The 24,723-nt window shown below is 53.9% G+C and carries 22 protein-coding genes; 20 read left to right on the top strand and 2 right to left on the bottom strand.

Annotation, left to right across the window (positions count from 1 at the left end; genetic code table 11):
* Positions 1 to 6: 6 nt before the first annotated feature.
* On the bottom strand, positions 7 to 1,947 hold the full coding sequence (gene csrD / locus F0320_RS19405) for an RNase E specificity factor CsrD (RefSeq protein WP_126329176.1): 1,941 nt from the start codon (positions 1,945 to 1,947) through the stop codon (positions 7 to 9).
* A gap of 183 nt (positions 1,948 to 2,130) precedes the next feature.
* Between csrD and F0320_RS19410 the strand changes: the two genes are divergently transcribed.
* The 14 genes from F0320_RS19410 to F0320_RS19475 all read left to right on the top strand — a co-directional run bounded on the left by F0320_RS19410 (position 2,131) and on the right by F0320_RS19475 (position 15,046).
* Positions 2,131 to 3,105, top strand: a complete 975-nt coding sequence (locus F0320_RS19410; protein ID WP_126329175.1) for an MDR family oxidoreductase — start codon at positions 2,131 to 2,133, stop codon at positions 3,103 to 3,105.
* Between the two features lie 77 nt (positions 3,106 to 3,182).
* The gene (gene msrP / locus F0320_RS19415) at positions 3,183 to 4,184 is read left to right on the top strand and encodes a protein-methionine-sulfoxide reductase catalytic subunit MsrP (RefSeq protein ID WP_032659657.1); all 1,002 of its coding nucleotides are present in this window, start codon (positions 3,183 to 3,185) and stop codon (positions 4,182 to 4,184) included.
* Entirely contained in the window at positions 4,185 to 4,784 is a 600-nt protein-coding gene (gene msrQ / locus F0320_RS19420; RefSeq protein WP_032659655.1) for a protein-methionine-sulfoxide reductase heme-binding subunit MsrQ, read from the top strand.
* 234 nt (positions 4,785 to 5,018) lie between these two features.
* Positions 5,019 to 5,471, top strand: coding sequence for a type II 3-dehydroquinate dehydratase (gene aroQ, locus F0320_RS19425; protein ID WP_126329174.1), 453 nt, complete (start codon positions 5,019 to 5,021; stop codon positions 5,469 to 5,471).
* A 21-nt stretch (positions 5,472 to 5,492) separates the two neighbouring features.
* Positions 5,493 to 5,954, top strand: coding sequence for an acetyl-CoA carboxylase biotin carboxyl carrier protein (gene accB, locus F0320_RS19430; RefSeq protein ID WP_010436174.1), 462 nt, complete (start codon positions 5,493 to 5,495; stop codon positions 5,952 to 5,954).
* Between the two features lie 10 nt (positions 5,955 to 5,964).
* A complete protein-coding gene (gene accC / locus F0320_RS19435) occupies positions 5,965 to 7,314 on the top strand; it encodes an acetyl-CoA carboxylase biotin carboxylase subunit (protein WP_023333644.1) in 1,350 nt (449 codons plus the stop codon).
* A gap of 108 nt (positions 7,315 to 7,422) precedes the next feature.
* A complete protein-coding gene (locus F0320_RS19440; protein ID WP_126329173.1) occupies positions 7,423 to 7,665 on the top strand; it encodes a YhdT family protein in 243 nt (80 codons plus the stop codon).
* Positions 7,655 to 9,106, top strand: coding sequence for a sodium/pantothenate symporter (gene panF, locus F0320_RS19445; protein WP_126329414.1), 1,452 nt, complete (start codon positions 7,655 to 7,657; stop codon positions 9,104 to 9,106). The genes F0320_RS19440 and panF overlap by 11 nt, the downstream gene beginning before the upstream one ends.
* A gap of 11 nt (positions 9,107 to 9,117) precedes the next feature.
* Positions 9,118 to 9,999, top strand: a complete 882-nt coding sequence (gene prmA / locus F0320_RS19450; RefSeq protein WP_126329172.1) for a 50S ribosomal protein L11 methyltransferase — start codon at positions 9,118 to 9,120, stop codon at positions 9,997 to 9,999.
* Positions 10,000 to 10,127: 128 nt separating this feature from the next.
* On the top strand, positions 10,128 to 10,868 hold the full coding sequence (locus tag F0320_RS19455; RefSeq protein ID WP_126329412.1) for a carbonic anhydrase: 741 nt from the start codon (positions 10,128 to 10,130) through the stop codon (positions 10,866 to 10,868).
* 330 nt (positions 10,869 to 11,198) lie between these two features.
* Positions 11,199 to 12,164: a tRNA dihydrouridine synthase DusB gene (gene dusB, locus F0320_RS19460; RefSeq protein WP_023309409.1), complete on the top strand. Its 966-nt coding sequence runs from the start codon at positions 11,199 to 11,201 to the stop codon at positions 12,162 to 12,164.
* Positions 12,165 to 12,187: 23 nt separating this feature from the next.
* Positions 12,188 to 12,484, top strand: coding sequence for a DNA-binding transcriptional regulator Fis (fis, locus tag F0320_RS19465; RefSeq protein WP_000462905.1), 297 nt, complete (start codon positions 12,188 to 12,190; stop codon positions 12,482 to 12,484).
* Between the two features lie 177 nt (positions 12,485 to 12,661).
* Complete coding sequence (locus tag F0320_RS19470; RefSeq protein WP_008502862.1) at positions 12,662 to 12,826, top strand: DUF2556 family protein; 165 nt, start codon at positions 12,662 to 12,664, stop codon at positions 12,824 to 12,826.
* A gap of 138 nt (positions 12,827 to 12,964) precedes the next feature.
* Positions 12,965 to 15,046 (top strand): putative bifunctional diguanylate cyclase/phosphodiesterase, encoded by a 2,082-nt coding sequence (locus tag F0320_RS19475; protein ID WP_126329171.1) that lies wholly within the window; start codon positions 12,965 to 12,967, stop codon positions 15,044 to 15,046.
* On the opposite strand, the gene envR is transcribed toward F0320_RS19475, so the two are convergent.
* Complete coding sequence (envR, locus tag F0320_RS19480) at positions 14,962 to 15,681, bottom strand: acrEF/envCD operon transcriptional regulator (protein WP_126329170.1); 720 nt, start codon at positions 15,679 to 15,681, stop codon at positions 14,962 to 14,964. The genes F0320_RS19475 and envR overlap by 85 nt on opposite strands.
* A gap of 387 nt (positions 15,682 to 16,068) precedes the next feature.
* On the opposite strand from envR, the gene F0320_RS19485 reads away from it, so the two are divergent.
* The 6 genes from F0320_RS19485 to F0320_RS19510 all read left to right on the top strand — a co-directional run bounded on the left by F0320_RS19485 (position 16,069) and on the right by F0320_RS19510 (position 24,720).
* A complete protein-coding gene (locus F0320_RS19485; RefSeq protein ID WP_126329169.1) occupies positions 16,069 to 17,208 on the top strand; it encodes an efflux RND transporter periplasmic adaptor subunit in 1,140 nt (379 codons plus the stop codon).
* An 11-nt stretch (positions 17,209 to 17,219) separates the two neighbouring features.
* Positions 17,220 to 20,333: an efflux RND transporter permease subunit gene (locus tag F0320_RS19490; RefSeq protein ID WP_126329168.1), complete on the top strand. Its 3,114-nt coding sequence runs from the start codon at positions 17,220 to 17,222 to the stop codon at positions 20,331 to 20,333.
* A 304-nt stretch (positions 20,334 to 20,637) separates the two neighbouring features.
* On the top strand, positions 20,638 to 20,859 hold the full coding sequence (locus F0320_RS19495) for a lipoprotein (RefSeq protein ID WP_008502867.1): 222 nt from the start codon (positions 20,638 to 20,640) through the stop codon (positions 20,857 to 20,859).
* Between the two features lie 473 nt (positions 20,860 to 21,332).
* Positions 21,333 to 22,358 carry an amino acid ABC transporter substrate-binding protein gene (locus tag F0320_RS19500; protein WP_047650969.1) on the top strand — a complete coding sequence of 342 codons (1,026 nt, stop codon included), beginning with the start codon at positions 21,333 to 21,335 and terminating at the stop codon, positions 22,356 to 22,358.
* Between the two features lie 67 nt (positions 22,359 to 22,425).
* Positions 22,426 to 23,607 (top strand): amino acid ABC transporter permease, encoded by a 1,182-nt coding sequence (locus tag F0320_RS19505; RefSeq protein WP_047650970.1) that lies wholly within the window; start codon positions 22,426 to 22,428, stop codon positions 23,605 to 23,607.
* A 9-nt stretch (positions 23,608 to 23,616) separates the two neighbouring features.
* Positions 23,617 to 24,720 carry an amino acid ABC transporter permease gene (locus tag F0320_RS19510; RefSeq protein WP_126329410.1) on the top strand — a complete coding sequence of 368 codons (1,104 nt, stop codon included), beginning with the start codon at positions 23,617 to 23,619 and terminating at the stop codon, positions 24,718 to 24,720.
* Positions 24,721 to 24,723 lie beyond the last annotated feature (3 nt).

Below are 24,723 nucleotides of genomic sequence, written 5' to 3' on the forward strand. Positions count from 1 at the left end.
GGCAGGTCAAACAGAGTATCTTTGCAAATATTTTTTCACGTTGGTGTCAAGCGGTTGAGAGGCAGCAAAAAAATCCCCCTGACCGCCCATCACGCCGCGCGCTGTTAACATCTGCCATTCGCTTCTGGAGCGCACGCCCGTGGCAAATACTTGTGTTCGCGTACCCTTGCACGCTTCTACCAGACTCTGTACCAGCAGCTGGTTTTCCGTACGCTTCTCAATATTCCTTACCAGCCCCGGATGTAGCTTTAATAACTCAACATCCAGCTCCTTGATCCAGTTGGTGCTGACCAGCGTTAAACCTGCCTGCGTCACAGCGATACGTGCACCGAGCGCATTGATCAAACGCACCACCGGACGTAACCGGCTGATGTGTTGACCTACATCGGCCTCAGCAAGTTCAAAAATAATGTGTTTGCGTTGCGATTTTTCGCATTGCATTAACGTATCACGTAGCCAGCGCTGAAAACGTGGGCGTATTAACGACTCCACGGTGACCTGTAACGCCAGGTTTTCTTCAGGCCAGAAGGATAAAAACGGAATCAGCCGGGTAATTTGCTGGCGGTCATACTCTTCGGACAGACCAAATTGCAGCACCATCGGCAGATATTCCGCCGAGATAACCTCTTCCGAACCGTCAAAAATACGACACATCAGTTCACGGTGATGAACGTTGCCGTTTTTCATGACCGCGGGTTTTTGATAAATACGCGGTCCCCCGCGGCTGAGCATTTGCTCAATCAGCGTGCGCCAGCGCACGTTGCCGCGCCCTTTTTCCGGCAGCGAGTCATCGTAAACCGCCCATCCGTTGGCCCCCTGCAACACGGCGTTGCGGGTAGCGGCTTCCGCATGTTCCATCACCTGCTCTGTGGATTGTCCACCACGCCAGGCGCAGATCCCCATGTGGACCATATCGTCCCTGTCGAGCATTTTGCTCTGCGGCAGCGCATCTACCGCCTTCAGCAGCTGGCTGGCGATGCTTTCGGATTCCTTCAGCGTGCGATGCGGCAACAGCACGGCAAAGTCGCTGCGGTGATAGCGGGCCAGCAGCGCGCCCGGGTAGCGCATAATAAAGGTGGAGAGCAGGTTGATCAGCGTAAAGAGGTTTTCTTCCGCGGCCCGCTGTCCCCAGGTGTCGCGCAGGAGATCGAAATCGGGCAGGCGAATCATCATCACCACCCCGTGTGTCCCCACTTTTTCCGGATCCTCAAGCAGCGTGGCGAGCTGATTATCAAAGAAAAGACGGTTGTTAAGGCCGGTTTTATTATCCTGCGCGGCATAAGAGCGGATCAGCGTATCCATACGGCTGCGCTGGTCGCTGGCAAACTGGATTTCGGAGAGCAGGGTATCGAGCGCGCTGCTGGCGCGTGACGGCCACTCGTGGACGGAGCCACGCACCTGCGGGCCGCGTTCACCGTTCAGGATACGTACGGAGCGCATCTCCAGCAGCTCCTGACCGGAAAGCTGGCGGCGCAGCCAGCGGACCGCGAGAAAGATCAGCAGGACGATAAACGCCACCGCGACGGTGAGCGGCGCGGTGGTCATCATGGATCGGAAATAGCTGGCCATCGGATCGAGATAGACCATACGTATGGTCATCCCCGGATTTTTGAGGGAATGCACCGTCACTTCCCGATACTGGCTCACCACGCCCGCAGGGCGATAGCTTCCCGGTCGTTCATGGCTTAAAACACGGTGCTTTCCCTGCTGAATGTCGATCTGAACAATATCAACAGGAACCATCAACTCATCAAGCTCACTGGTGAGCGCCGGTAGGGGCGTCGTCAGCAGACGCGTATCAATCACCGATGCCACAGACTGTACCCGGTTGACCAGCTTGTCCTGAATAGCGGTGTAAAAGCTCAGGGAACAGCCCAGAAGGGTGACAAAAATGGTAAGCCCCGTCAGCAGGGTGATAAAAGCTGAGAACTTCGTCGTTAATCGCATCCTTGAGATTACTCCGTGGGTTGATGGGGGTAGCGAGTAAGCGCTAACTTGCATTTCAAATGCGGCATACTACCAAATCGGGTGTATCTGGCAATTTATTGCGTTAAATCGGCACTGCTTTTCCCTGAGCGAGTATAGTCTTCAGAAATAATTTTCCAATCATATGAGTCGTGAGGACCCCGTATGCAGGCTTTGATCTTAGAACAGCAGGACGGCAAAACGCTTGCCTCAGTGCAGGCGGTTGAAGAGAGTCGCCTGCCGGAAGGCGAAGTAACCGTCGACATCGACTGGTCCAGTTTAAATTATAAAGATGCGCTGGCTATTACCGGTAAGGGTAAAATCATCCGAAATTTCCCTATGGTGCCCGGTATTGATTTCGCGGGCCGGGTTCATACCAGCGAGGATCCGCGCTTCCATCCAGGCCAGCATGTACTGCTCACCGGCTGGGGCGTGGGTGAAAATCACTGGGGCGGGCTGGCCACGCAGGCGCGCGTGAAGGGCGACTGGCTGGTGCCTGTGCCGAAAGGCATGGATGGCCGCAAGGCGATGATCGTCGGCACGGCAGGCTTTACCGCCATGCTTTGCGTGATGGCGCTGGAAGATGCGGGTATCCGCCCTGAGACAGGGGAAATTGTCGTCACCGGCGCCAGCGGCGGCGTGGGCAGCACGGCCGTCACGCTGCTCCACAAGCTGGGCTATCAGGTCGCTGCGGTTTCCGGCCGGGAAAGCACCCATGACTATCTGCGCCAGCTTGGCGCCAGCCGCATTCTCAGCCGCGACGAATTTGCCGAAACCCGTCCGCTGGAAAAACAGGTTTGGGCAGGGGCGGTGGATACCGTCGGTGATAAGGTGCTGGCAAAAGTTCTGGCGCAGATGAACTACGGCGGCTGCGTGGCAGCCTGCGGTCTGGCGGGCGGATTTGCCCTGCCAACCACCGTGATGCCATTTATTCTGCGTAACGTACGCCTGCAGGGCGTGGATTCCGTGATGACCCCGCCGGCCCGTCGTCATCAAGCCTGGGAACGGCTGGTGCGCGATCTGCCGGAATCTTTCTATACCCAGAGCGCAACGGAGATAACCCTCAGCCAGGCGCCGGAATACGCCAGTAAGATCATGGACAACCAGTTCCACGGCCGTGCGCTGGTGAAAATCGCCTAATCTTCAAATTTTCGTGACATATTCGCGCGAATCCCTCTCCTCCGTCATGCTTAGAAAAACGCATGACGGAGGATGCCATGAAAAACCGAAAACTGACGGAAGCCGACGTAACGTCTGAGTCTGTCTTTATGTTACAGCGCCGCCAGATCCTGAAAATGCTTGGCATCAGCGCCACAGCCCTGACGCTCTCTCCGGCGGCACACGCCGACCTGCTCGACTGGTTTAAAGGCAACGATCGGCCAAAGGCCCCATCCGGCGCCCCGCTCACCTTTACGAAACCGGCCGAATGGCAAAACAAGCTGACGCTCACGCCGGAAGATAAAGTCACAGGCTACAACAACTTCTACGAATTTGGTCTCGATAAGGCCGATCCTGCCGCCAACGCGGGGAGCCTCAAAACCGATCCCTGGACGCTGAAAATTGATGGCGAAGTGGCAAAACCGCTGACGCTGGACCATCACGATCTCACCACCCGTTTCCCGCTCGAAGAGCGTATCTATCGCATGCGCTGCGTGGAAGCATGGTCGATGGTGGTGCCCTGGGTCGGCTTCCCGCTGCATAAACTGCTGGCGATGGTTGAGCCCACCAGCAACGCAAAATATGTCGCTTTCCAGACGCGCTATGCGCCGGACGAGATGCCCGGGCAAAAAGATCGGTTTATCGGCGGCGGGCTTGAGTATCCGTATGTGGAAGGGCTACGTCTCGACGAAGCGATGCACCCCCTCACCCTGCTGACCGTCGGCGTTTATGGCAAAGCGCTTCCGCCGCAGAACGGCGCGCCCATCCGTTTAACCGTACCGTGGAAATATGGCTTCAAAGGGATTAAATCTATCGTCAGCATTAAGCTTACCCGCGAACGTCCGCCAACCACGTGGAATCTGGCGGCCCCGGACGAATACGGCTTCTTCGCCAACGTGAACCCGCACGTGGATCATCCGCGCTGGTCGCAGGCAACCGAGCGGTTTATCGGTTCCGGCGGTGCGCTGGACGTGAAGCGGCAGCCGACGCTGCTGTTTAACGGCTATGCGGATGAAGTGGCCTCGCTTTACCGTGGTCTCAACTTACGGGAGAACTTCTGAGTGCGTTTAACGGCAAAACAGATTACCTGGCTGAAAGTGCTGCTGCATCTGGCCGGGCTACTTCCTTTTATATGGCTGTTCTGGGCCGCCAGCCAGGGGCTTTTTAGCGCAGATCCGGCAAAGGATATCCAGCATTTTACCGGTCGGATGGCTCTGAAATTTTTGCTGGCCACCTTGCTCGTCTCGCCGCTGGCGCGCTACGCTAAACAGCCATTATTGATACGCACTCGTCGGCTGTTAGGGCTATGGTGTTTTGCCTGGGCGACGCTGCACCTCACCAGCTACGCCCTGCTGGAACTGGGAATTAACAATCTGGCACTGCTTGGCCGCGAACTGGTGACACGTCCTTATCTGACGCTAGGTATCGTGAGCTGGGTGGTTTTACTGGCGTTAGCGCTGACATCCACGCAATATGCGCAGCGAAAACTGGGCAGGCGCTGGCAGCTTCTGCACAACTTCGTCTATCTTGTCGCGATCCTCGCTCCCATTCATTACCTGTGGTCGGTGAAGATCCTCTCGCCACAGCCGATCCTTTATGCACTAGCGGCCGTGGCGCTTTTAGCATGGCGTTACAAGAAGTTCCGCCAGTGGTTGCGATAGTTCGCGAAACTGTGCGTTTTCCCGCAGATTACCGGTCAACCGCAAATCTTTTTCGGATAGCGGTTGATAATCTTCCCTGATAAGACCAGTATTTAGCTGCTAAATGCTACGAAATCGTTATAATGTGCGACCTTGGTTCGCCTGACAGCGGTTTTAAGCCTCTGAAAAGGTGACATTTGCGTTTCGAAGGTATATTTTGTTTTTTACCCGAAAATCGCAGGAGATAGCGGCATTATGACTGATAAGTTCCATATCTTAGTTTTGAACGGACCGAACCTGAACATGCTCGGCACCCGTGAGCCAGAGAAGTACGGCACGCTAACATTGAGTGAAATTGTTAACCGTCTGGGAACGGAAGCAGCGTCACTGAATGTGGATTTGGATCATTTTCAGTCGAATGCGGAGTACGCACTCATCGACCGTATTCATCAGGCTAAAGACAATATGGACTATATCCTGATCAATCCGGCCGCGTTTACGCACACCAGTGTTGCTATCCGCGACGCACTGCTCGCGGTGGGTATCCCGTTTATCGAGATCCACCTGAGTAATGTGCACGCCCGAGAGCCGTTCCGTCACCATTCGTATCTGTCGGATATCGCTGCTGGCGTTATCTGTGGACTGGGCGCAGACGGCTATTCATACGCTTTACAGACAGCGGTAAAACGCTTGTCACAATCACACTAAACAAGAGTACGGAACCCACTCATGGATATTCGTAAGATTAAAAAACTGATCGAGCTGGTTGAAGAATCAGGCATCTCCGAACTGGAAATTTCTGAAGGCGAAGAGTCTGTACGCATCAGCCGTGCAGCCCCAGCCGCTAGCTTCCCGGTAATGCAGCAAGCTTATGCTGCGCCAGTGCAGCAGCCTGCGCTCTCCGCAGCCGTTGCGCCAGCAGCTGAAGCCGCACCTGCCGCTGCAGCAGAAATCAGTGGTCACATCGTACGTTCCCCAATGGTTGGTACTTTCTACCGCACCCCGAGCCCGGACGCGAAGGCGTTCATCGAAGTGGGTCAGAAAGTCAACGTAGGCGATACCCTGTGCATCGTTGAAGCGATGAAAATGATGAACCAGATCGAAGCAGACAAATCAGGTACTGTGAAAGCGATTCTGGTCGAAAGTGGTCAGCCGGTTGAATTTGACGAGCCGCTGGTCGTCATCGAGTAACGAGGCGTACATGCTGGATAAAATTGTTATCGCCAACCGCGGCGAGATCGCACTGCGTATTCTTCGTGCCTGTAAAGAACTGGGCATCAAGACCGTCGCTGTGCACTCAAGCGCGGATCGCGATTTAAAACACGTATTGCTGGCGGATGAGACGGTCTGTATTGGCCCGGCTCCGTCCGTAAAAAGCTATCTGAACATCCCGGCTATCATCAGCGCCGCTGAAATCACCGGCGCGGTGGCAATTCATCCGGGTTACGGCTTCCTCTCTGAGAACGCCAACTTTGCTGAGCAGGTGGAACGCTCTGGCTTCATTTTCATCGGCCCGAAAGCCGACACTATCCGCCTGATGGGCGACAAAGTGTCTGCAATCACCGCGATGAAAAAAGCCGGTGTTCCAACCGTGCCAGGCTCTGACGGCCCTCTGACCGACGACATGGATGCTAACCGTGCTCATGCTAAACGCATTGGCTACCCGGTTATCATCAAGGCGTCCGGCGGCGGCGGCGGTCGCGGTATGCGCGTTGTGCGTAGCGATGCTGAACTGGCGCAGTCCATCTCCATGACCAAAGCAGAAGCGAAAGCCGCTTTCAGCAATGACATGGTGTACATGGAAAAATACCTGGAAAACCCACGCCACATCGAAATTCAGGTGCTGGCTGACGGTCAGGGTAACGCGATCTATCTGGCAGAACGTGACTGCTCCATGCAGCGTCGTCACCAGAAAGTGGTCGAAGAAGCACCAGCACCGGGCATTACCCCGGAACTGCGTCGCTACATCGGCGAGCGTTGCTCCAAAGCGTGTGTCGATATCGGCTATCGCGGTGCAGGTACCTTTGAGTTCCTGTTCGAGAACGGCGAGTTCTATTTCATCGAAATGAACACCCGTATTCAGGTTGAACACCCGGTTACCGAAATGATCACCGGCGTTGACCTGATCAAAGAACAGCTGCGTATCGCTGCAGGCCAGCCGCTGTCCATCAAGCAGGAAGAAGTTGTGGTGAAAGGCCATGCGGTAGAGTGCCGTATCAACGCCGAAGACCCGAACACCTTCCTGCCAAGCCCGGGTAAAATCACGCGTTTCCACGCGCCGGGTGGCTTTGGTGTGCGCTGGGAGTCTCATATCTACGCCGGTTACACCGTACCGCCGTACTATGACTCAATGATCGGCAAGCTTATCTGCTACGGCGAAAACCGTGACGTGGCGATTGCCCGCATGAAAAACGCCCTGCAGGAACTGATCATCGACGGTATCAAAACCAACGTAGATCTGCAGATGCGCATCATGAGCGATGAGCACTTCCAGAATGGTGGAACTAATATCCACTATCTGGAGAAAAAACTCGGTCTGAACGAGAAGTAAGAGACCTGTGTTGCTAAAAGGCCGGATAATCCGGCCTTTTTTATTTCTGGGGATCGCCAGGCCCCATCATGTACAATCCCCGCTTTCTTCATCCACAAGGGACAAAAAATGGACAAACGTTTTGTTCAGGCCCATAAAGAAGCGCGCTGGGCGCTGTGGCTGACCCTTCTCTATCTCGCTGCATGGTTAGTAACTGCTTACGTACCTGACTCCGCTATTGGCATAACCGGCCTGCCGCACTGGTTCGAAATGGCGTGTTTGCTGGTACCGCTGGTCTTCATCCTGCTGTGCTGGGCAATGGTGAAATTCATCTATCGCGATATTCCGCTGGAGGACGATGATGCAGCTTGAGGTCATTCTGCCGCTTATCGCTTACCTGTTAGTGGTGTTTGGTTTATCCGTTTACGCCATGCGTAAAAGAACGACGGGCACCTTCCTGAACGAGTATTTTTTGGGTAGCCGTTCGATGGGCGGCGTCGTGCTGGCCATGACGCTGACCGCGACCTACATCAGCGCCAGCTCGTTTATCGGCGGACCCGGCGCAGCCTATAAATACGGGTTAGGCTGGGTGCTGCTGGCGATGATCCAGCTTCCAGCCGTCTGGCTCTCGCTGGGCATACTGGGTAAAAAATTTGCCATTCTGGCGCGCCGTTATAATGCCGTGACGCTCAACGATATGCTGTTTGCTCGCTATCAGAGCCGTTTACTGGTGTGGCTGGCCAGCTTAAGCCTGCTGGTGGCCTTTATTGGCGCAATGACGGTGCAGTTTATCGGTGGAGCGCGCCTGCTGGAAACGGCTGCCGGGATCCCCTACGAGACAGGCCTGATTATCTTCGGCGTCAGCATTGCGCTCTACACCGCGTTTGGCGGATTCCGCGCCAGCGTGCTGAACGATACGATGCAGGGTTTGGTAATGCTTGTTGGCACTCTTGTCCTGCTGGTCGGCATCGTCCACGCCGCGGGCGGCCTGAGCCATGCGGTTGAAACGCTCGAGGCGATCGATCCAAAACTGGTTTCGCCGCAGGGCGCGGATGACATCCTTTCGCCAACCTTTATGACCTCGTTCTGGGTGTTGGTGTGCTTTGGGGTGATTGGCCTGCCGCATACCGCCGTGCGCTGTATCTCTTACAAAGACAGCAAAGCCGTGCACAGAGGTATCATTATCGGCACTATCGTTGTCGCAATCCTGATGTTTGGTATGCACCTGGCGGGCGCGTTAGGTCGGGCAGTTATTCCTGACCTTACCGTACCCGATCTGGTTATCCCAACCCTGATGGTTAAAGTGCTGCCGCCATTTGCCGCCGGGATCTTCCTCGCCGCACCGATGGCCGCCATTATGTCGACAATCAACGCTCAGCTGCTGCAAAGTTCCGCTACGATCATCAAAGATCTCTATCTGAACCTGCGTCCTGAGCAGGTAGAGAATGAACGACGCCTGAAGCGCATGTCGGCCGTTATTACTCTGGCGTTAGGGGCATTGCTACTGTTAGCCGCGTGGCGCCCGCCGGAGATGATCATCTGGCTGAACCTGCTGGCATTTGGTGGGCTTGAAGCGGTATTCCTGTGGCCGCTGGTGTTAGGGCTCTACTGGGAGCGCGCGAATGCCGCCGGTGCGCTGAGCGCGATGATTGTCGGCGGCGTGCTTTACGCCGTCCTCGCAACGTTTAAGATTCAGTACCTGGGCTTCCATCCGATTGTGCCTTCGTTACTGCTAAGTTTACTGGCGTTTGTGGTGGGTAACCGTTTCGGTCAGCCCGTCCCACAGCCCGCTATGATTTCTACTGATAAATAAAGAGTTTTGCCATGCCGTGGATCCAACTAAAACTGAATACAACCGGCGCTAACGCCGAAGAGCTGAGCGATGCGCTGATGGAGGCCGGTTCGGTCTCTATCACCTTCCAGGACACGCATGATACGCCGGTCTTTGAGCCGCTGCCGGGCGAAACCCGCCTGTGGGGTGATACCGACGTTATTGGCCTGTTTGATGCCGAAACCGACATGAAAGAGGTTGTCGCGATTCTGGAGAATCATCCTCTGCTGGGCGCGGGTTTCGTGCATAAAATCGAACAGCTGGAAGATAAAGACTGGGAACGCGAGTGGATGGATAACTTCCACCCGATGCAGTTCGGCAAACGTCTGTGGATCTGCCCGAGCTGGCGCGACGTCCCTGATGAAAGCGCAGTCAACGTGATGCTCGATCCGGGTCTGGCGTTTGGTACCGGCACTCACCCAACCACGTCTCTGTGCCTGCAGTGGCTGGATGGTCTGGATCTGGACGGTAAGACAGTGATCGACTTCGGCTGTGGATCCGGGATCCTCGCGATTGCAGCCCTGAAGCTGGGCGCGGCAAAAGCCATCGGGATCGATATCGATCCGCAGGCGATTCAGGCCAGTCGCGATAATGCCGAGCGTAACGGCGTCTCCGATCGTCTGGAGCTGTATCTGCCGGATGCAAAGCCAGACGCCATGAAAGCCGATGTGGTGGTCGCTAACATTCTGGCGGGCCCGCTGCGCGAACTGGCCCCGTTAATCAGCGTGCTGCCCGTTGAGGGCGGTCTGCTGGGGCTTTCCGGTATCCTGGCGAGCCAGGCCGACAGCGTGTGTGAAGCCTACGCCGATCTCTTTGCTCTCGACCCGGTGGTGGAAAAAGAAGAGTGGTGCCGCATCACCGGCCGTAAAAAATAAGAATCTGGCGTGGTCATCTGACCACGCCTCTCCCCCTCTGATAATCCTCTCTCCCCCGGTCATTCTTCGGTAAAATAACCCTACAAATCATGTTGATTTGTATTACAAAAATTCACCGGAAGAATATGATGACACACGTTACAGGCAAGGCAGCGCTGCTGGCGCTGAGCATGATCTCGGCTTCAGCATTCGCATCACACTGGAGCTACGAAGGGGAAGGTTCACCGGAACACTGGAGTGAGCTGGACGGGGCATACAAGACCTGTCAAAGCGGAATGAACCAGTCTCCCATTAATATTGATTCCACCACTAACGCCCATCTCTCCCCGCTACAAACCCACTACGTTGATGGCCCTGTTACGCTGACAAACAATGGCCATACCATTCAGGCAAGTGAACAGGCGAACACCCGAGATACCCTTACTCTTGATAAGCAAACCTGGACGTTACAGCAGTTCCATTTCCACGCGCCGAGCGAAAACACCGTGCATGGCAAGAGGTACGCGATGGAAATGCATCTGGTTCATAAAAATGCCGGCGGGGAACTGACGGTGGTGGCGGTCATGTTTGATAAAGGGGCCGTAAACCCGGAGCTTGAAAAGCTATGGCGCGTTATGCCTCAGCAGGCCGAGCAGAACGTCTCCATCAAACAGGATCTCAACCTGAACAAACTGCTGCCGAAAGATAAAACGTACTGGCGCTTTAGCGGTTCACTGACCACTCCACCGTGTTCAGAAGGCGTCACCTGGATTGTGCTTAAACAGCCCCTGACGGTTTCTGCAGAACAACTTGCCAGATTCACCCAGACGATGCATCACGATAATAACCGTCCGGTACAGTCGCTGCATGGGCGCGTCGTGGTCGAATAACACACATTTTTCGCATAACGATCATGTTCTAAAATGCGACGCAGATCGCAAAGAAGTAGGGAAATCTGCTGCTAAAAACAGCAGATTATCCCGCTTCACCTGGGCATTTATTCAGAAATGATGAGAAGTTACGGGAAATTGTAAGCGCCCATAAAATAACCATTATCATATAACTTAATGATTTAAATAATGAATAATTTTGAACGGAAAGATTGGGCGGCGATTCCTTGATCTACAACAGTGGATTGTTCAAAGTTTGGCCTTTCATCTCGTGCAAAAAATGCGTAATATACGCCGCCTTGCAGTCACAGTATGGTCATTTCTTAACTCATGCGCATCGGACACCACCAGCTTAGAAATCGCCTGATCGCAGCCCCAATGGCAGGTATTACAGACCGGCCGTTCAGGACGCTGTGCTATGAGATGGGAGCCGGTTTAACCGTATCCGAGATGATGTCGTCTAACCCGCAGGTTTGGGAAAGCGATAAATCCCGCCTTCGGATGGTGCACGTTGATGAACCAGGTATTCGCACCGTGCAAATTGCCGGAAGCGTGCCTGAAGAGATGGCAGATGCCGCGCGGATTAACGTGGAAAGTGGTGCCCAGATTATTGATATCAATATGGGGTGCCCGGCCAAAAAGGTGAATCGCAAGCTTGCAGGTTCAGCCCTTCTGCAATACCCCGACCAGGTGAAAGCTATCCTGACGGCGGTTGTCAGCGCGGTGGACGTTCCTGTTACGTTGAAGATTCGCACGGGTTGGTCGCCGGAACACCGTAACTGTGTAGAGATTGCCCAACTGGCCGAAGACTGTGGCATTCAGGCCCTGACCATCCATGGACGCACTCGCGCCTGTTTGTTCAACGGTGAAGCTGAATACGACAGCATTCGGGCAGTTAAGCAGAAAGTTTCCATTCCGATTATCGCGAATGGCGACATAACTGACCCGCTTAAAGCCAGGGCTGTACTCGACTATACGGGAGCTGATGCTCTGATGATAGGACGTGCAGCTCAGGGAAGACCCTGGATCTTCCGGGAAATCCAGCATTATCTGGACACTGGGGAGCTGCTTGCCCCGCTGCCTCTGGCAGAGGTTAAGCGCTTGCTTTGCTCGCATGTTCGGGAACTGCATGACCACTACGGTCAGGCAAAAGGGTACCGAATTGCGCGTAAACACGTCTCCTGGTATCTCCAGGAGCACGCTCCAGATGACCAGTTTCGGCGCACATTCAACGCCATAGAGGATGCCAGCGTACAGCTGGAGGCGTTGGAGGCATACTTCGAAAATCTTGCGTAATGAAATAAAGAGCTGACAGAACTATGTTCGAACAACGCGTAAATTCTGACGTACTGACCGTTTCTACCGTTAACTCTCAGGACCAGGTAACTCAAAAGCCCCTGCGTGACTCGGTTAAACAGGCACTGAAGAACTATTTTGCTCAACTGAACGGTCAGGATGTTAATGACCTGTATGAGCTGGTACTGGCTGAAGTTGAACAGCCACTGTTGGACATGGTGATGCAATACACCCGCGGTAACCAAACCCGCGCTGCGCTGATGATGGGTATCAACCGTGGTACTCTGCGTAAGAAACTGAAAAAATACGGCATGAACTGATACTAATCAGTTAAATGCTTGTTTAAAAAGGCGCTCTTCGGCATGGGGAAGCGCCTTTTTTATTATCTGTACCTCTCCGTCAACGCATTGTAAACCTTCGCTTATCACGCTTTTCAACCACGGTTTTTCGTGTATATTTCCCCCACCTTACTGGCGATTTTCTCGCGGAATGACACAATGATTCGTAAATACTGGTGGCTGGTTGTCTTTGCAATCTCCGTTCTCATTTTCGATGCACTCCTGATGCAGTGGATTGAACTGATGAGCACCGAAACCGATAAGTGTCGCAATATGAACTCCGTGAATCCCCTTAAACTCGTTAACTGCTCAGAGCTCGACTAAGCGCCCGATTGCGCAAATCACCTGTTATTACCCACTAAAAACGGGGATTTAAATCCCTTTGAGCCATTACCTGACGGTGATAATGTCTCGCCCTTCTCAACCGCTCTAGCGTAACCCCACACTCGAGTAGAACCGTCCATGCTGGTCAGCCAATACAACCCTATCCTTGTCGTCCTCTCCTTTGTTGTTGCCATCCTTGCTGCGTATACCGCGCTGAACATGGCTGCACGCGTCGCCGGGAGTCAGGGCGTCGCTGCCCGCGTCTGGCTTGCTGGCGGCGGTATTGCTATGGGCATCGGCGTGTGGGCCATGCATTTTATCGGCATGCTGGCGATGGACCTCTCCATGAGCATGAGCTACAACGCCACCCTGACGGTGTTATCCATGGTCATCGCCGTGGGGTCGTCGCTGTTTGCGCTATGGCTTGTGAGCTGCGAGCAACTACGCCTGCGCCGACTGCTGCCCGGCGCGCTGGTGATGGGAAGCGGTATTGTGGCTATGCATTACACCGGCATGGCGGCGCTGGAAGTGATGCCCGGGATTATCTGGAACAAGATGTGGGTGGCCATTTCGGTCGTTATTGCGCTTGCCGCTTCGCTCGCGGCATTATGGCTGACCTTCCGCCTGCGTCGCGAAGCCGCGCAGGTCGTCCTGATGCGCATGGGTGCCGCCATCACGATGGGTATTGCCATTGCCGGTATGCACTATGCCGGAATGAAAGCGGCGCAGTTTCCGATGTCCACAATGGTTCACCATGAGGGTATCAACGGGAGCTGGCTGGCGGTGCTGGTCAGCGTCGTCGCGCTCTCTATTCTTGGGATCACCCTGCTGGTTTCGATGCTGGATGCCCGCCTTCAGGCACGCACCGCCCTTCTGGCCTCGTCGCTGGCAGAAGCTAACCGGGAACTCGCTCAACTGGCGCTACACGATACCCTGACGCGCCTGCCCAACCGTATCCTGCTGGAAGACAGACTCGATCAGGCCATCAGCAAAGCCGATCGTGAAGGAAACCACTTTGCCCTGATGTTCATGGATCTTGACGGCTTCAAAGCCATCAATGATGCCTACGGCCATGATGTCGGTGACAGGCTGCTGGTCGCCGTTACGCAGCGTCTGCTGCTGCTTCTGAAAGGCCAGTTCACCCTTGCACGTATCGGCGGTGATGAGTTTGTTCTGCTGGCAGAGGGAGAAGGTCCGGACGACGCGGCATCGCTGGCGAATTCGCTGGTGCGCGCGATCGATAGCCCGTTCAATCTCAGCCCCTATGAACTGGTGGTGACCCTCAGCATAGGTATTGCGCTGTACCCTCACGACGGAAAAACCGAGCGTGAGCTGATGTTTAACGCCGATGCGGCGATGTATCACACGAAGCATATGGGCCGTAACGGTTACCACTTTTTCCAGCCCTCCATGAACACCCTGGCGCAGACCCATCTCCAGTTAATGAACGATCTGTGGATGGCGATCGATCGCAATGAGCTGCGCCTGCTGTATCAGCCAAAATTTCACGCCCCGGCGGGCCCGGTCCTCGGATTCGAGGCGTTATTGCGCTGGCAGCATCCTAAGCAGGGGTTACTGACGCCGGACCTTTTTCTGCCGCTGGCGGAAAAAACAGGGCTAATCGTCCCCATTGGCAACTGGGTGATTAATGAAGCCTGTCGCCAGCTGCGGGAATGGCATCTTCAGGGACATCAAAGCTGGTCAATGGCGGTAAACCTGTCGACACTACAGTTTGAACAACCTTCGCTGGTTAAAACGGTTCTCGACTGCCTGGCACTTCATCAGGTGCCACCGGAAATGTTGATCCTCGAAGTGACGGAAACCACGGCGATGAGCAACCCGGATGAGAGCGTACGGGTGCTGACAGAGCTGACGAGTGCGGGGGTGAAGGCCTCCATTGATGATTTTGGCACCGGATATTCGAGCCTGCTGTACCTCAAGCGCTTACCGGCCTGCGAGCTAAAAATCGACAGGGCGTTTGTGCAAGAGCTCAGCGGCGAGAGCGAGGATGCCACTATTGTCTCAGCGATTGTGGCCCTCGCTAAAACACTTAACCTGAAAGTCGTGGCTGAAGGTGTGGAAACCGAAGCGCAGCAAGCCTTTTTGACCGAGCTGGGCTGTAACACCCTTCAGGGTTATCTGCTAGGTAAACCCGTCAGCGCGCAGACCATAGAAGCACTTTGTGCCCGCGGGGAAATGTTACCTGGCGCTGAGCAGTAACCGCCCTCATCTGGCGACACACGAATAGCCGGGAGTGTCGCCAGTATGCTATCGACCAGAGCGGGAGCCTGCTGATGAAGATTAAAACTGTCCTTATTCATTAACCAGTTTTTAATTATTCCGCTAAAAAAACCGTGGAATACAATTAAGGTGAGATCTAAATTCACCTGTGGCGAAATGATGTTCCGCGAAATACAGGTTTCCAGCGCGGTACGTAGCGTGTCATCGTTGAACCCGATACGCTTTCTGATTTCGCGCTCAGAAATCATATCGCTGCTAAATTCACACTTATGATACAGAATTTGTAAAAGCGCACATTGCCGGGGTTCATGGGCAATATATTGCAGCGCAGTAATAAATTGCTCACGAAGTTTTAACAATGGATCGTCACTATCGGAAAGGGAAAGCCTGTCGTGAATCATGTCGCGAAGCGGTAATTGTTGTTCCCAGATGGCATTAAATATTTCAGATTTACTGGTGAAGTGCCAGTAGATCGCGCCGCGCGTCACCTTAGCGGCATCAGCGATATCCGTCAGCGTCGTGCTGGCTACGCCACGCGTGGCAAACTGTCCGATAGCCGCCTCAATCAGCTGCTGCCGGGTTTGTTGAGCCTCTTCTTTCTTTTTACGCGCCATAGGCAACTACTCGTTACTCACAAGGGTTAAAGGTCATATTGCGTTCATGCAAATGTAAGTATTCACTAAAAATCGTTTTAATTTTGCACAAAAAAAGTCACACCTCTGGATTTATAATTAATACAAATAAGTCCAATCAATTAAATTGACGGAGTGAATAATTATAAAATATTAAACTCATTTATCTAATTAACATACCTGAACTATATCCCAGAATGGAGCCGGTCTTATTCTGATTTTCGTCTACAAGCATGGTCATTCGCACTTATAAATTAAAAAACATTAAATACCCTCATTATTATACGCAGCTACATTTTATTTTTATCCCTCTGCCCCTGCTACCGATTCGCAGCATATATCGGTTAATGGGTATTTAAAGGAACAGTAATGACGAATCATTTCAGACGCTTGCCCTTATCCGGTTTCATTGTCTGCGCGGTACTGCTCACTGGATGCGATGATCAGGAAAATCAACAACAGCATCTGCAGGCGCCTCAGGTCAGCGTGCATATTGTGAAAAGCGCGCCTCTGGCTGTCACCACTGAACTCCCGGGCAGAACAGATGCATTTCGCGTTGCGGAGGTTCGTCCTCAGGTTAGCGGCATTATCCTGCGCCGTAACTTCGCGGAGGGTAGCGATGTAAAAGCGGGCGAGTCACTTTACCAGATTGATCCTGCGCCCTATCAGGCCGCCTATGACAGCGCGAAGGGTGAGCTGGCGAAGGCTCAGGCGGCGGCCAATATTGCGCACCTGACGGTGAAACGTTATCTCCCGCTGGTAGGCACCCAGTATGTCAGTAAGCAGGAGTATGACCAGGCCGTGGCGACGGCTCAGCAGGCAGATGCCAGCGTGGTTGCCGCAAAAGCGGGTGTTGAAAGTGCACGTATCAACCTTGCCTACACCAAAGTGACCTCTCCGGTTGATGGTCGTATCGGAAAATCCAGCGTGACAGAAGGGGCGCTGGTGACGAACGGGCAAGCCGCAGCGCTGGCAACGGTTCAGCTGCTCGATCCGATTTATGTTGATGTCACCCAGTCCAGTAATGATTTTATGCGCCTGAAACAGACGAGCCTGCAAAAAGGGGATATCGCCAGCAACGTTGAGCTGCTGATGGAGAACGGGCAGCCCTACCCGCTAAAAGGCACATTGCAGTTCTCTGACGTCACGGTCGATGAAAGTACCGGCTCGATTACCCTGCGCGCCATTTTCCGGAACCCTCAGCATCTGTTGTTACCCGGCATGTTCGTTCGCGCCCGCATTGATGAGGGCACCCAGCCGGATGCGATTCTGGTACCACAGCAGGGCGTAACCCGTACACCGCGAGGCGATGCAACCGTGCTGGTGGTGAACGATAAAAACCAGGTTGAGCCGCGAACCGTCGTGGCCCCTCAGGCAATTGGCGATCGCTGGCTGGTGACGGAAGGGCTGAAAAACGGTGACCGCGTGATTGTCAGCGGGCTACAGAAAGTCAGGCCGGGGGTAACCGTCGTCGCCACGCCGGATATCACCACGACGCCAGCCGGTTAAGGGACGACGACATGGCTAATTTCTTTATTCAGAGACCGGTTTTCGCTTGGGTGCTTGCCATCATTTTGATGATTGCAGGCGGGCTGGCCATTCTCAAACTTCCCGTCGCACAGTACCCGACCATTGCACCTCCCGCCGTGGCGATATCCGCGACCTACCCGGGCGCTGACGCTCAAACGGTGCAGGATACCGTGACCCAGGTTATCGAACAGAACATGAACGGCATCGATAACCTGATGTATATGTCCTCCACCAGCGATTCAGCGGGTAACGTCACCATCACCCTGACCTTCGAGTCAGGAACCGATCCGGATATCGCCCAGGTACAGGTGCAGAACAAGCTGCAGCTCGCCATGCCGCTGCTGCCGCAAGAGGTACAGCAGCAAGGGATTGGCGTGGAGAAATCCAGCAGCAGCTTCCTGCTGGTCGCCGGCTTTGTTTCAGACAACAAGAATCTCACGCAGAATGACATCTCTGACTATGTCGCTTCGAACGTCAAAGATGCCATCAGCCGAACGTCTGGCGTCGGTGACGTTCAGCTGTTTGGCGCTCAGTATGCGATGCGCATCTGGCTCGACAGCAACGCGATGAACAAATACCAGCTGACGCCGCAGGATATTATCAACCAGCTGAAAACGCAGAACGACCAGATAGCTGCAGGCCAGCTGGGCGGAACGCCGTCCATCCCCGGGCAGCAGCTCAATGCCTCAATCATCGCGCAAACCCGCCTGAAATCACCGGAGGAGTTTGGTCGCGTGACGCTCAAGGTGAACCAGGACGGCTCGATGGTTCATCTGAAGGACGTGGCTCGCATTGAGCTGGGTGGCGAAAACTACAACATGGTCACTAAAATAAACGGGCAGGCGGCAACCGGCCTGGGGATTAAGCTGGCAACCGGGGCAAATGCGCTGGACACCGCGGCAGCCATTAAGAGCAAGCTGGCGCAACTGCAGCAGTTCTTCCCGCAGGGGCTGAAAGTGGTCTATCCCTATGACACCACGCCTTTTGTGAAAATCTCCATCCACGAAGTGGTGAAGACCCTGTTTGAAGCGATCGTTCTCGTCTTCCTGGTCATGTACCTGTTTCTGCAAAACCTGCGGGCAACGCTCATCCCGACTATCGCGGTACCGGTCGTTCTGCTGGGTACCTTTGCGATTCTGGCGGCGTTCGGTTTTTCCATTAATACCCTGACGATGTTCGGCATGGTGCTGGCGATTGGTCTGCTGGTCGATGACGCTATCGTGGTCGTTGAGAACGTCGAGCGCGTCATGGTCGAGGACAAACTGCCGCCAAAAGAGGCCACGCAGAAGTCTATGGAGCAGATCCAGGGCGCACTGGTGGGGATCGCCATGGTGCTCTCGGCGGTCTTTATTCCGATGGCCTTTTTTGGCGGCTCGACGGGGGCAATCTATCGTCAGTTCTCGCTGACTATCGTTTCCGCGATGGCGTTGTCCGTACTGGTTGCGCTAATCCTGACGCCCGCCCTCTGCGCAACGTTGCTTAAGCCCGTATCCGGCGACCATCATGAGAAAAAAGGGGGCTTTTTCGGCTGGTTTAATGCGCTTTTTGATAAAAGCGTGGAGCACTACAGCAACAGCGTGAGCGGGATTTTGCGTAAGACAGGGCGCTATCTGGCGGTGTACGTCATTATCGTCGGTGGGATGGCGGTGCTCTTCCTGCGCTTGCCCACCTCCTTCCTGCCCGAAGAGGATCAGGGGGTGTTTATGACGATGGTTCAACTCCCGGCGGGTGCAACCCAGACGCGTACTCAACAGGTGCTCGATCAGGTTCAGGACTACTATCTGAACAACGAAAAGGCGAACGTGGAATCCGTCTTTACCGTTAACGGCTTTAGCTTTAGCGGCCAGGGCCAGAACTCCGGTATAGCCTTCGTCAGCCTTAAGCCCTGGGAGGAGCGCCCGGGGGCGGAAAACGGCGTTGAAGCCATTGTGGGTCGCGCGACGAAAGCCTTCAGTCAAATTACAGATGGCCTCGTGTTCCCGTTTAACCTGCCTGCAATTATCGAACTGGGTACCGCCACGGGCTTCGATTTTGAATTGATCGATCAGGCCAACCTGGGGCATACCCAGCTGACGCAGGCGCGTAACCAACTGCTCAGCATGGTGCATGAGCACCCTGACCTGCTGGTTCGCGTGCGCCCTAACGGCCTTGAAGATACGCCTCAGTTCAAGCTGGATGTCGATCAGGAGAAAGCGCAGGCGCTGGGCGTCAGCCTTTCTGACGTGAACCAGACGATTTCGACGGCCTTAGGGGGCACCTATGTTAACGACTTTATCGATCATGGGCGCGTGAAAAAGGTCTACGTCCAGGCCGACGCAAAATTCCGTATGTTGCCGGGAGATATTAATAACCTTTACGTGCGCAGCGCGAAGGGGGAAATGGTCCCGTTTTCAGCCTTCAGCAACGCTCGCTGGGTCTATGGTTCACCTCGCCTGGAGCGCTATAACGGGATGCCCTCTATGGAGATCCTGGGTGAATCCGCTCCGGGTAAAAGTACCGGTGAAGCCATGGTTATGATGGAAAATCTCGCGGCAAAACTGCCTTCCGGCATCGGCTATGACTGGACGGGGATGTCTTATCAGGAGCGGCTCTCGGGTAACCAGGCGCCTGCCCTGTACGCCATTTCACTGATCGTGGTGTTCCTGTGTCTGGCAGCGCTGTATGAAAGCTGGTCCATTCCGTTCTCCGTTATGCTGGTTGTGCCGCTGGGGGTCATTGGGGCTCTTCTCGCAGCGTCGCTGCGCGGGTTAAACAATGACGTCTATTTCCAGGTCGGCCTGCTGACGACGATTGGTTTATCGGCGAAAAACGCCATCCTGATCGTCGAATTTGCTAAAGACCTGATGGATAAAGAAGGTAAAAGCATTATTGAAGCCACTCTGGAAGCTTCCAGGATGCGCCTTCGACCGATCCTGATGACATCCCTGGCCTTTATCCTTGGCGTCATGCCGCTGGTGATCAGCTCGGGGGCCGGGAGCGGCGCGCAAAACGCCGTCGGTACGGGCGTTATGGGGGGAATGCTTTCCGCAACGCTTCTGGCGATATTCTTCGTGCCCGTTTTCTTTGTGGTTGTTCGGCGAAGGTTTACTCACCCTAAAGATTAATGTTTCCCTGAAAAGGCACCTCTGGTGCCTTTTTTATTTTTAACATAAACAACGAATTAGGTTTTGCAGAAAGGCAGTATTAAGAGCATGATGATTTGCATTAAGTAAAAACAGTCTCTTGCAGCTCCATAATGCCTCCATTAATTCCTCCTGAAACCGACTTTTCTCCACGATTTTTACAAACTACATAATTTGAGATTATTCCTCGTGTAACGAGAACTTACCCCGGTGGTAAAATAACCTCCAGTTCGTTAATAGCCCTCCTGGCTATAGGACGGATGAGAAATAATACTGAGGTAACATCATGAAAAGATTCATTTCCGTTGCACTTCTCGCTGCGCTGCTTGCTGGTTGCGCGCACGATTCTCCATGTGTACCGGTTTACGACGACCAGGGCCGACTGGTTCATACCAATACCTGTATGAAAGGCACCACCCAGGATAACTGGGAGACTGCGGGTGCGATCGCCGGCGGTGCTGCCGCAGTAGCGGGTCTGACGCTGGGTATTGTTGCCCTGACGAAGTAACATCTGTTGAGAAAGCGCGGCTCTGGCCGCGCTTTTGCTTTTAATGAGTGCAGTATTTTCAAATAAGTAAAAAAATAGCTCCGTATTTATTCACATAATTAATCTAAGCCTGAAGTCAGTCACAACTTTTTCGCATACTCATTCAAATTACTTATTCTATCGTGATGATTTTCACACATTAATATTATTGAATACCCTGCCAATATTCACGCTGAAAACTATCTCTTCTTTTTCCTGACCCGACTCGCAACTTTTGCTCCAATTTGTGGCACAGGTTGTAATTTCGCACCGTTTCGGGGCGCTCGTTTTATTTAAGCCTGTCTACACTCAGCATTAAGCGTTCACTCGTCTCTTATTTTGTCGAACGCAAAACTGGCATTACGTTTGCTTTATAAACGTTGGCCAAAGCCACAGACAGGTTAAGCGTTTAAAAACGCCTCTATAACGATAAATTTCGCCACACAGGATGCATTATGAAAAAGACGATGATAGCCAGCCTGGCCGCTGCAGGCATGTTGTTTGCCTTAGCCGGTCAAGCCCATGCGGGAACGACACTGGATGCCGTTAAAAAGAAAGGTTTTGTTCAATGCGGTATCAGTGACGGTTTGCCTGGCTTCTCTTATGCCGATGCGAACGGCAAATTTACCGGTATCGATGTGGACGTCTGCCGTGGCGTTGCTGCCGCCGTTTTTGGTGATGACAGCAAAGTAAAATACACCCCGCTGACGGCGAAAGAACGCTTTACGGCGCTGCAGTCCGGAGAGGTCGACATGCTCTCCCGTAATACCACCTGGACGTCCTCACGTGATGCAGGCATGGGGATGTCATTTACGGGCGTGACCTATTATGACGGCATCGGCTTCCTGACCCACAATAAAGCGGGCCTGAAAAGCGCTAAAGAATTGGATGGCGCCACCGTTTGTATCCAGGCGGGCACCGATACCGAGCTGAACGTCGCGGATTATTTCAAAGCAAACAACATGAAATACACCCCGGTGACATTCGACCGCTCGGATGAATCGGCCAAAGCGCTGGAGTCCGGCCGTTGCGACACGCTGGCCTCTGACCAGTCACAGCTGTATGCCTTACGTATTAAGCTGAGCAATCCGGCAGAATGGATCGTTCTGCCTGAAGTGATCTCCAAAGAACCTCTCGGACCGGTGGTACGTCGTGGCGATGAAGACTGGTTCTCTATCGTTCGCTGGACGCTGTTTGCCATGCTGAACGCAGAAGAGATGGGCATCAACTCGAAAAACGTTGATGAGAAAGCTGCTAAGCCATCCAACCCGGATATGGCACACCTGCTGGGTACAGAAGGTGATTTCGGCAAGGATCTGAAGCTGGATAACAAGTGGGCCTACAACATCATCAAACAGGTGGGCAACTACTCTGAGATCTTTGAGCGCAACGTGGGATCGGAAAGCCCGCTGAAGATCAAACGCGGCCAGAACAATCTCTGGAACAACGGCGGTATTCAGTACGCGCCACCGGTACGTTAAGTCATAGCTGTAACGGGCACTGCTCCGGCAGTGCCCACTCCAGAGTCATGGTTACTGAGGTTTCTTTATGTCCCATCGCCGCTCAGCCGTAAAAGGATCGCTATCCTTTTCTCATCCCGCGGTCCGCGCCTGGCTATTCCAGATTATTGCTATTGTTGCGGTTGTTCTCATCGCCGTGTATCTGATCCATAACACCATCACCAACCTGAATAACCGCGGCATTACCTCCGGTTTTGCGTTTTTAGATCGCAGCGCGGGGTTTGGTATTGTTCAGCACCTTATTGATTACCAGGAAGGTGACACGTACGGACGCGTGTTTGTGGTCGGTTTACTGAATACGCTGTTGGTATCGGCGCTTTGTATCGTCTTCGCGTCGATACTGGGCTTCTTTATTGGCCTGGCGCGTCTTTCTGAAAACTGGCTCCTGCGGAAACTATCGACTGTTTATATCGAGACGTTCCGTAATATCCCCCCGCTCCTGCAGATCTTCTTCTGGTATTTCGCCGTACTGCGTAACCTTCCCGGTCCCCGTCAGGCCGTCGACGCGTTTGAGCTGTTTTTCCTCAGTAACCGAGGGTTGTCCATTCCTTCTCCTCAGCCGGGTGAAGGACTGTACGCTTTTATCGGCGCAATTGTGATAGCGCTTGCGCTCTCTGCGGGGGTATTCCGTTTTAACCGCAAGCATCAGGTCAAAACCGGTCAGCTTCGTAGAACCTGGCCCACGGCAGTTGTCCTGATCGTTAGCCTGCCGCTAATTGCGCACTGGCTGTTTGGGGCAGCGCTGCACTGGGATATTCCACATCTGCGGGGCTTTAACTTTCAGGGCGGGATGGTATTAATTCCCGAGCTGGCGGCCCTGACGCTGGCGCTGTCGATTTATACGTCCGCCTTTATCGCAGAAATCATCCGTGCAGGGATCCAGGCCGTTCCTTATGGGCAGCACGAGGCGGCGCGCTCGCTGGGATTACCCCATACCGTGACGCTTCGCCAGGTCATTATTCCGCAGGCTTTACGGGTCATCATCCCCCCCCTGACCAGCCAGTATCTCAATATTGTCAAAAACTCGTCGCTGGCCGCTGCCATTGGTTACCCGGATATGGTGTCACTCTTCGCCGGAACCGTGCTTAACCAGACCGGACAAGCCATCGAAACCATCGCCATCACGATGTCTGTCTATCTGATCATCAGCCTGGTGATTTCACTGCTGATGAACCTTTATAACCGCCGTATAGCACTGGTCGAGCGCTAAGGATCTATGATGACAAAAGCGATACTGTCGCACTCCTCGCGCCCTGCCAACTCGACAGGTGGACGTTTCATTCTCTGGGCGCGTAAGAATCTGTTCTCCAGCTGGAGTAACAGCCTGCTGACGATTGTTTGCCTGTGGCTCATTTGGGAGTTGATTCCTCCCCTGCTGAACTGGGCGTTTTTACAGGCCAACTGGGTCGGTTCAACCCGAGCAGACTGCACAAAAGCCGGCGCCTGCTGGGTGTTTATTCATGAGCGCTTCGGTCAGTTCATGTATGGATTGTATCCCCACGAACAGCGCTGGCGGATTAATCTGGCGCTGGTCATCGGCCTGCTTTCTGTCGCAGCCATGTTCTGGAAAAAGCTGCCTCATCGTGGACGCTATATTGCCGGCTGGGCAGTGGTTTATCCGATTATTGTCTGGGTACTGTTGTATGGCGGTTTCCTGGGACTGGAACGCGTTGAAACGCGCCAGTGGGGCGGGCTGACGCTGACGCTGATTATCGCTTCAGTAGGGATAGCCGGTGCGCTACCGTGGGGGATTTTACTGGCCCTGGGACGGCGTTCAAAAATGCCGATCGTCCGCGTGCTCTCCGTTATCTTCATTGAGTTCTGGCGCGGCGTACCGCTTATCACCGTGTTGTTTATGTCGTCGGTCATGCTGCCGCTGTTTATGGCAGAAGGAACAACCATCGACAAGCTGATCCGTGCCCTGGTGGGGGTGATTCTCTTCCAGTCCGCCTATGTCGCTGAAGTTGTACGTGGTGGTCTGCAGGCGTTGCCTAAAGGCCAGTACGAAGCGGCGGAATCGCTGGCTCTCGGTTACTGGAAAACGCAGGGACTGGTCATTCTTCCACAAGCACTCAAGCTGGTCATTCCGGGTCTGGTCAACACGATCATTGCCCTCTTCAAGGATACCAGCCTGGTGATCATTATCGGATTGTTCGATCTCTTTAGCAGCGTGCAACAGGCAACCGTTGACCCCGTCTGGCTGGGCATGTCCACCGAAGGATATGTCTTTGCTGCCCTGATCTACTGGATCTTTTGTTTTAGCATGTCGCGCTACAGCCAGCATCTGGAAAAGCGCTTTAACACCGGGCGTACACCGCACTGAGGA

This window comes from Enterobacter dykesii (assembly GCF_008364625.2).
Taxonomy (GTDB): Bacteria; Pseudomonadota; Gammaproteobacteria; order Enterobacterales; family Enterobacteriaceae; genus Enterobacter; species Enterobacter dykesii.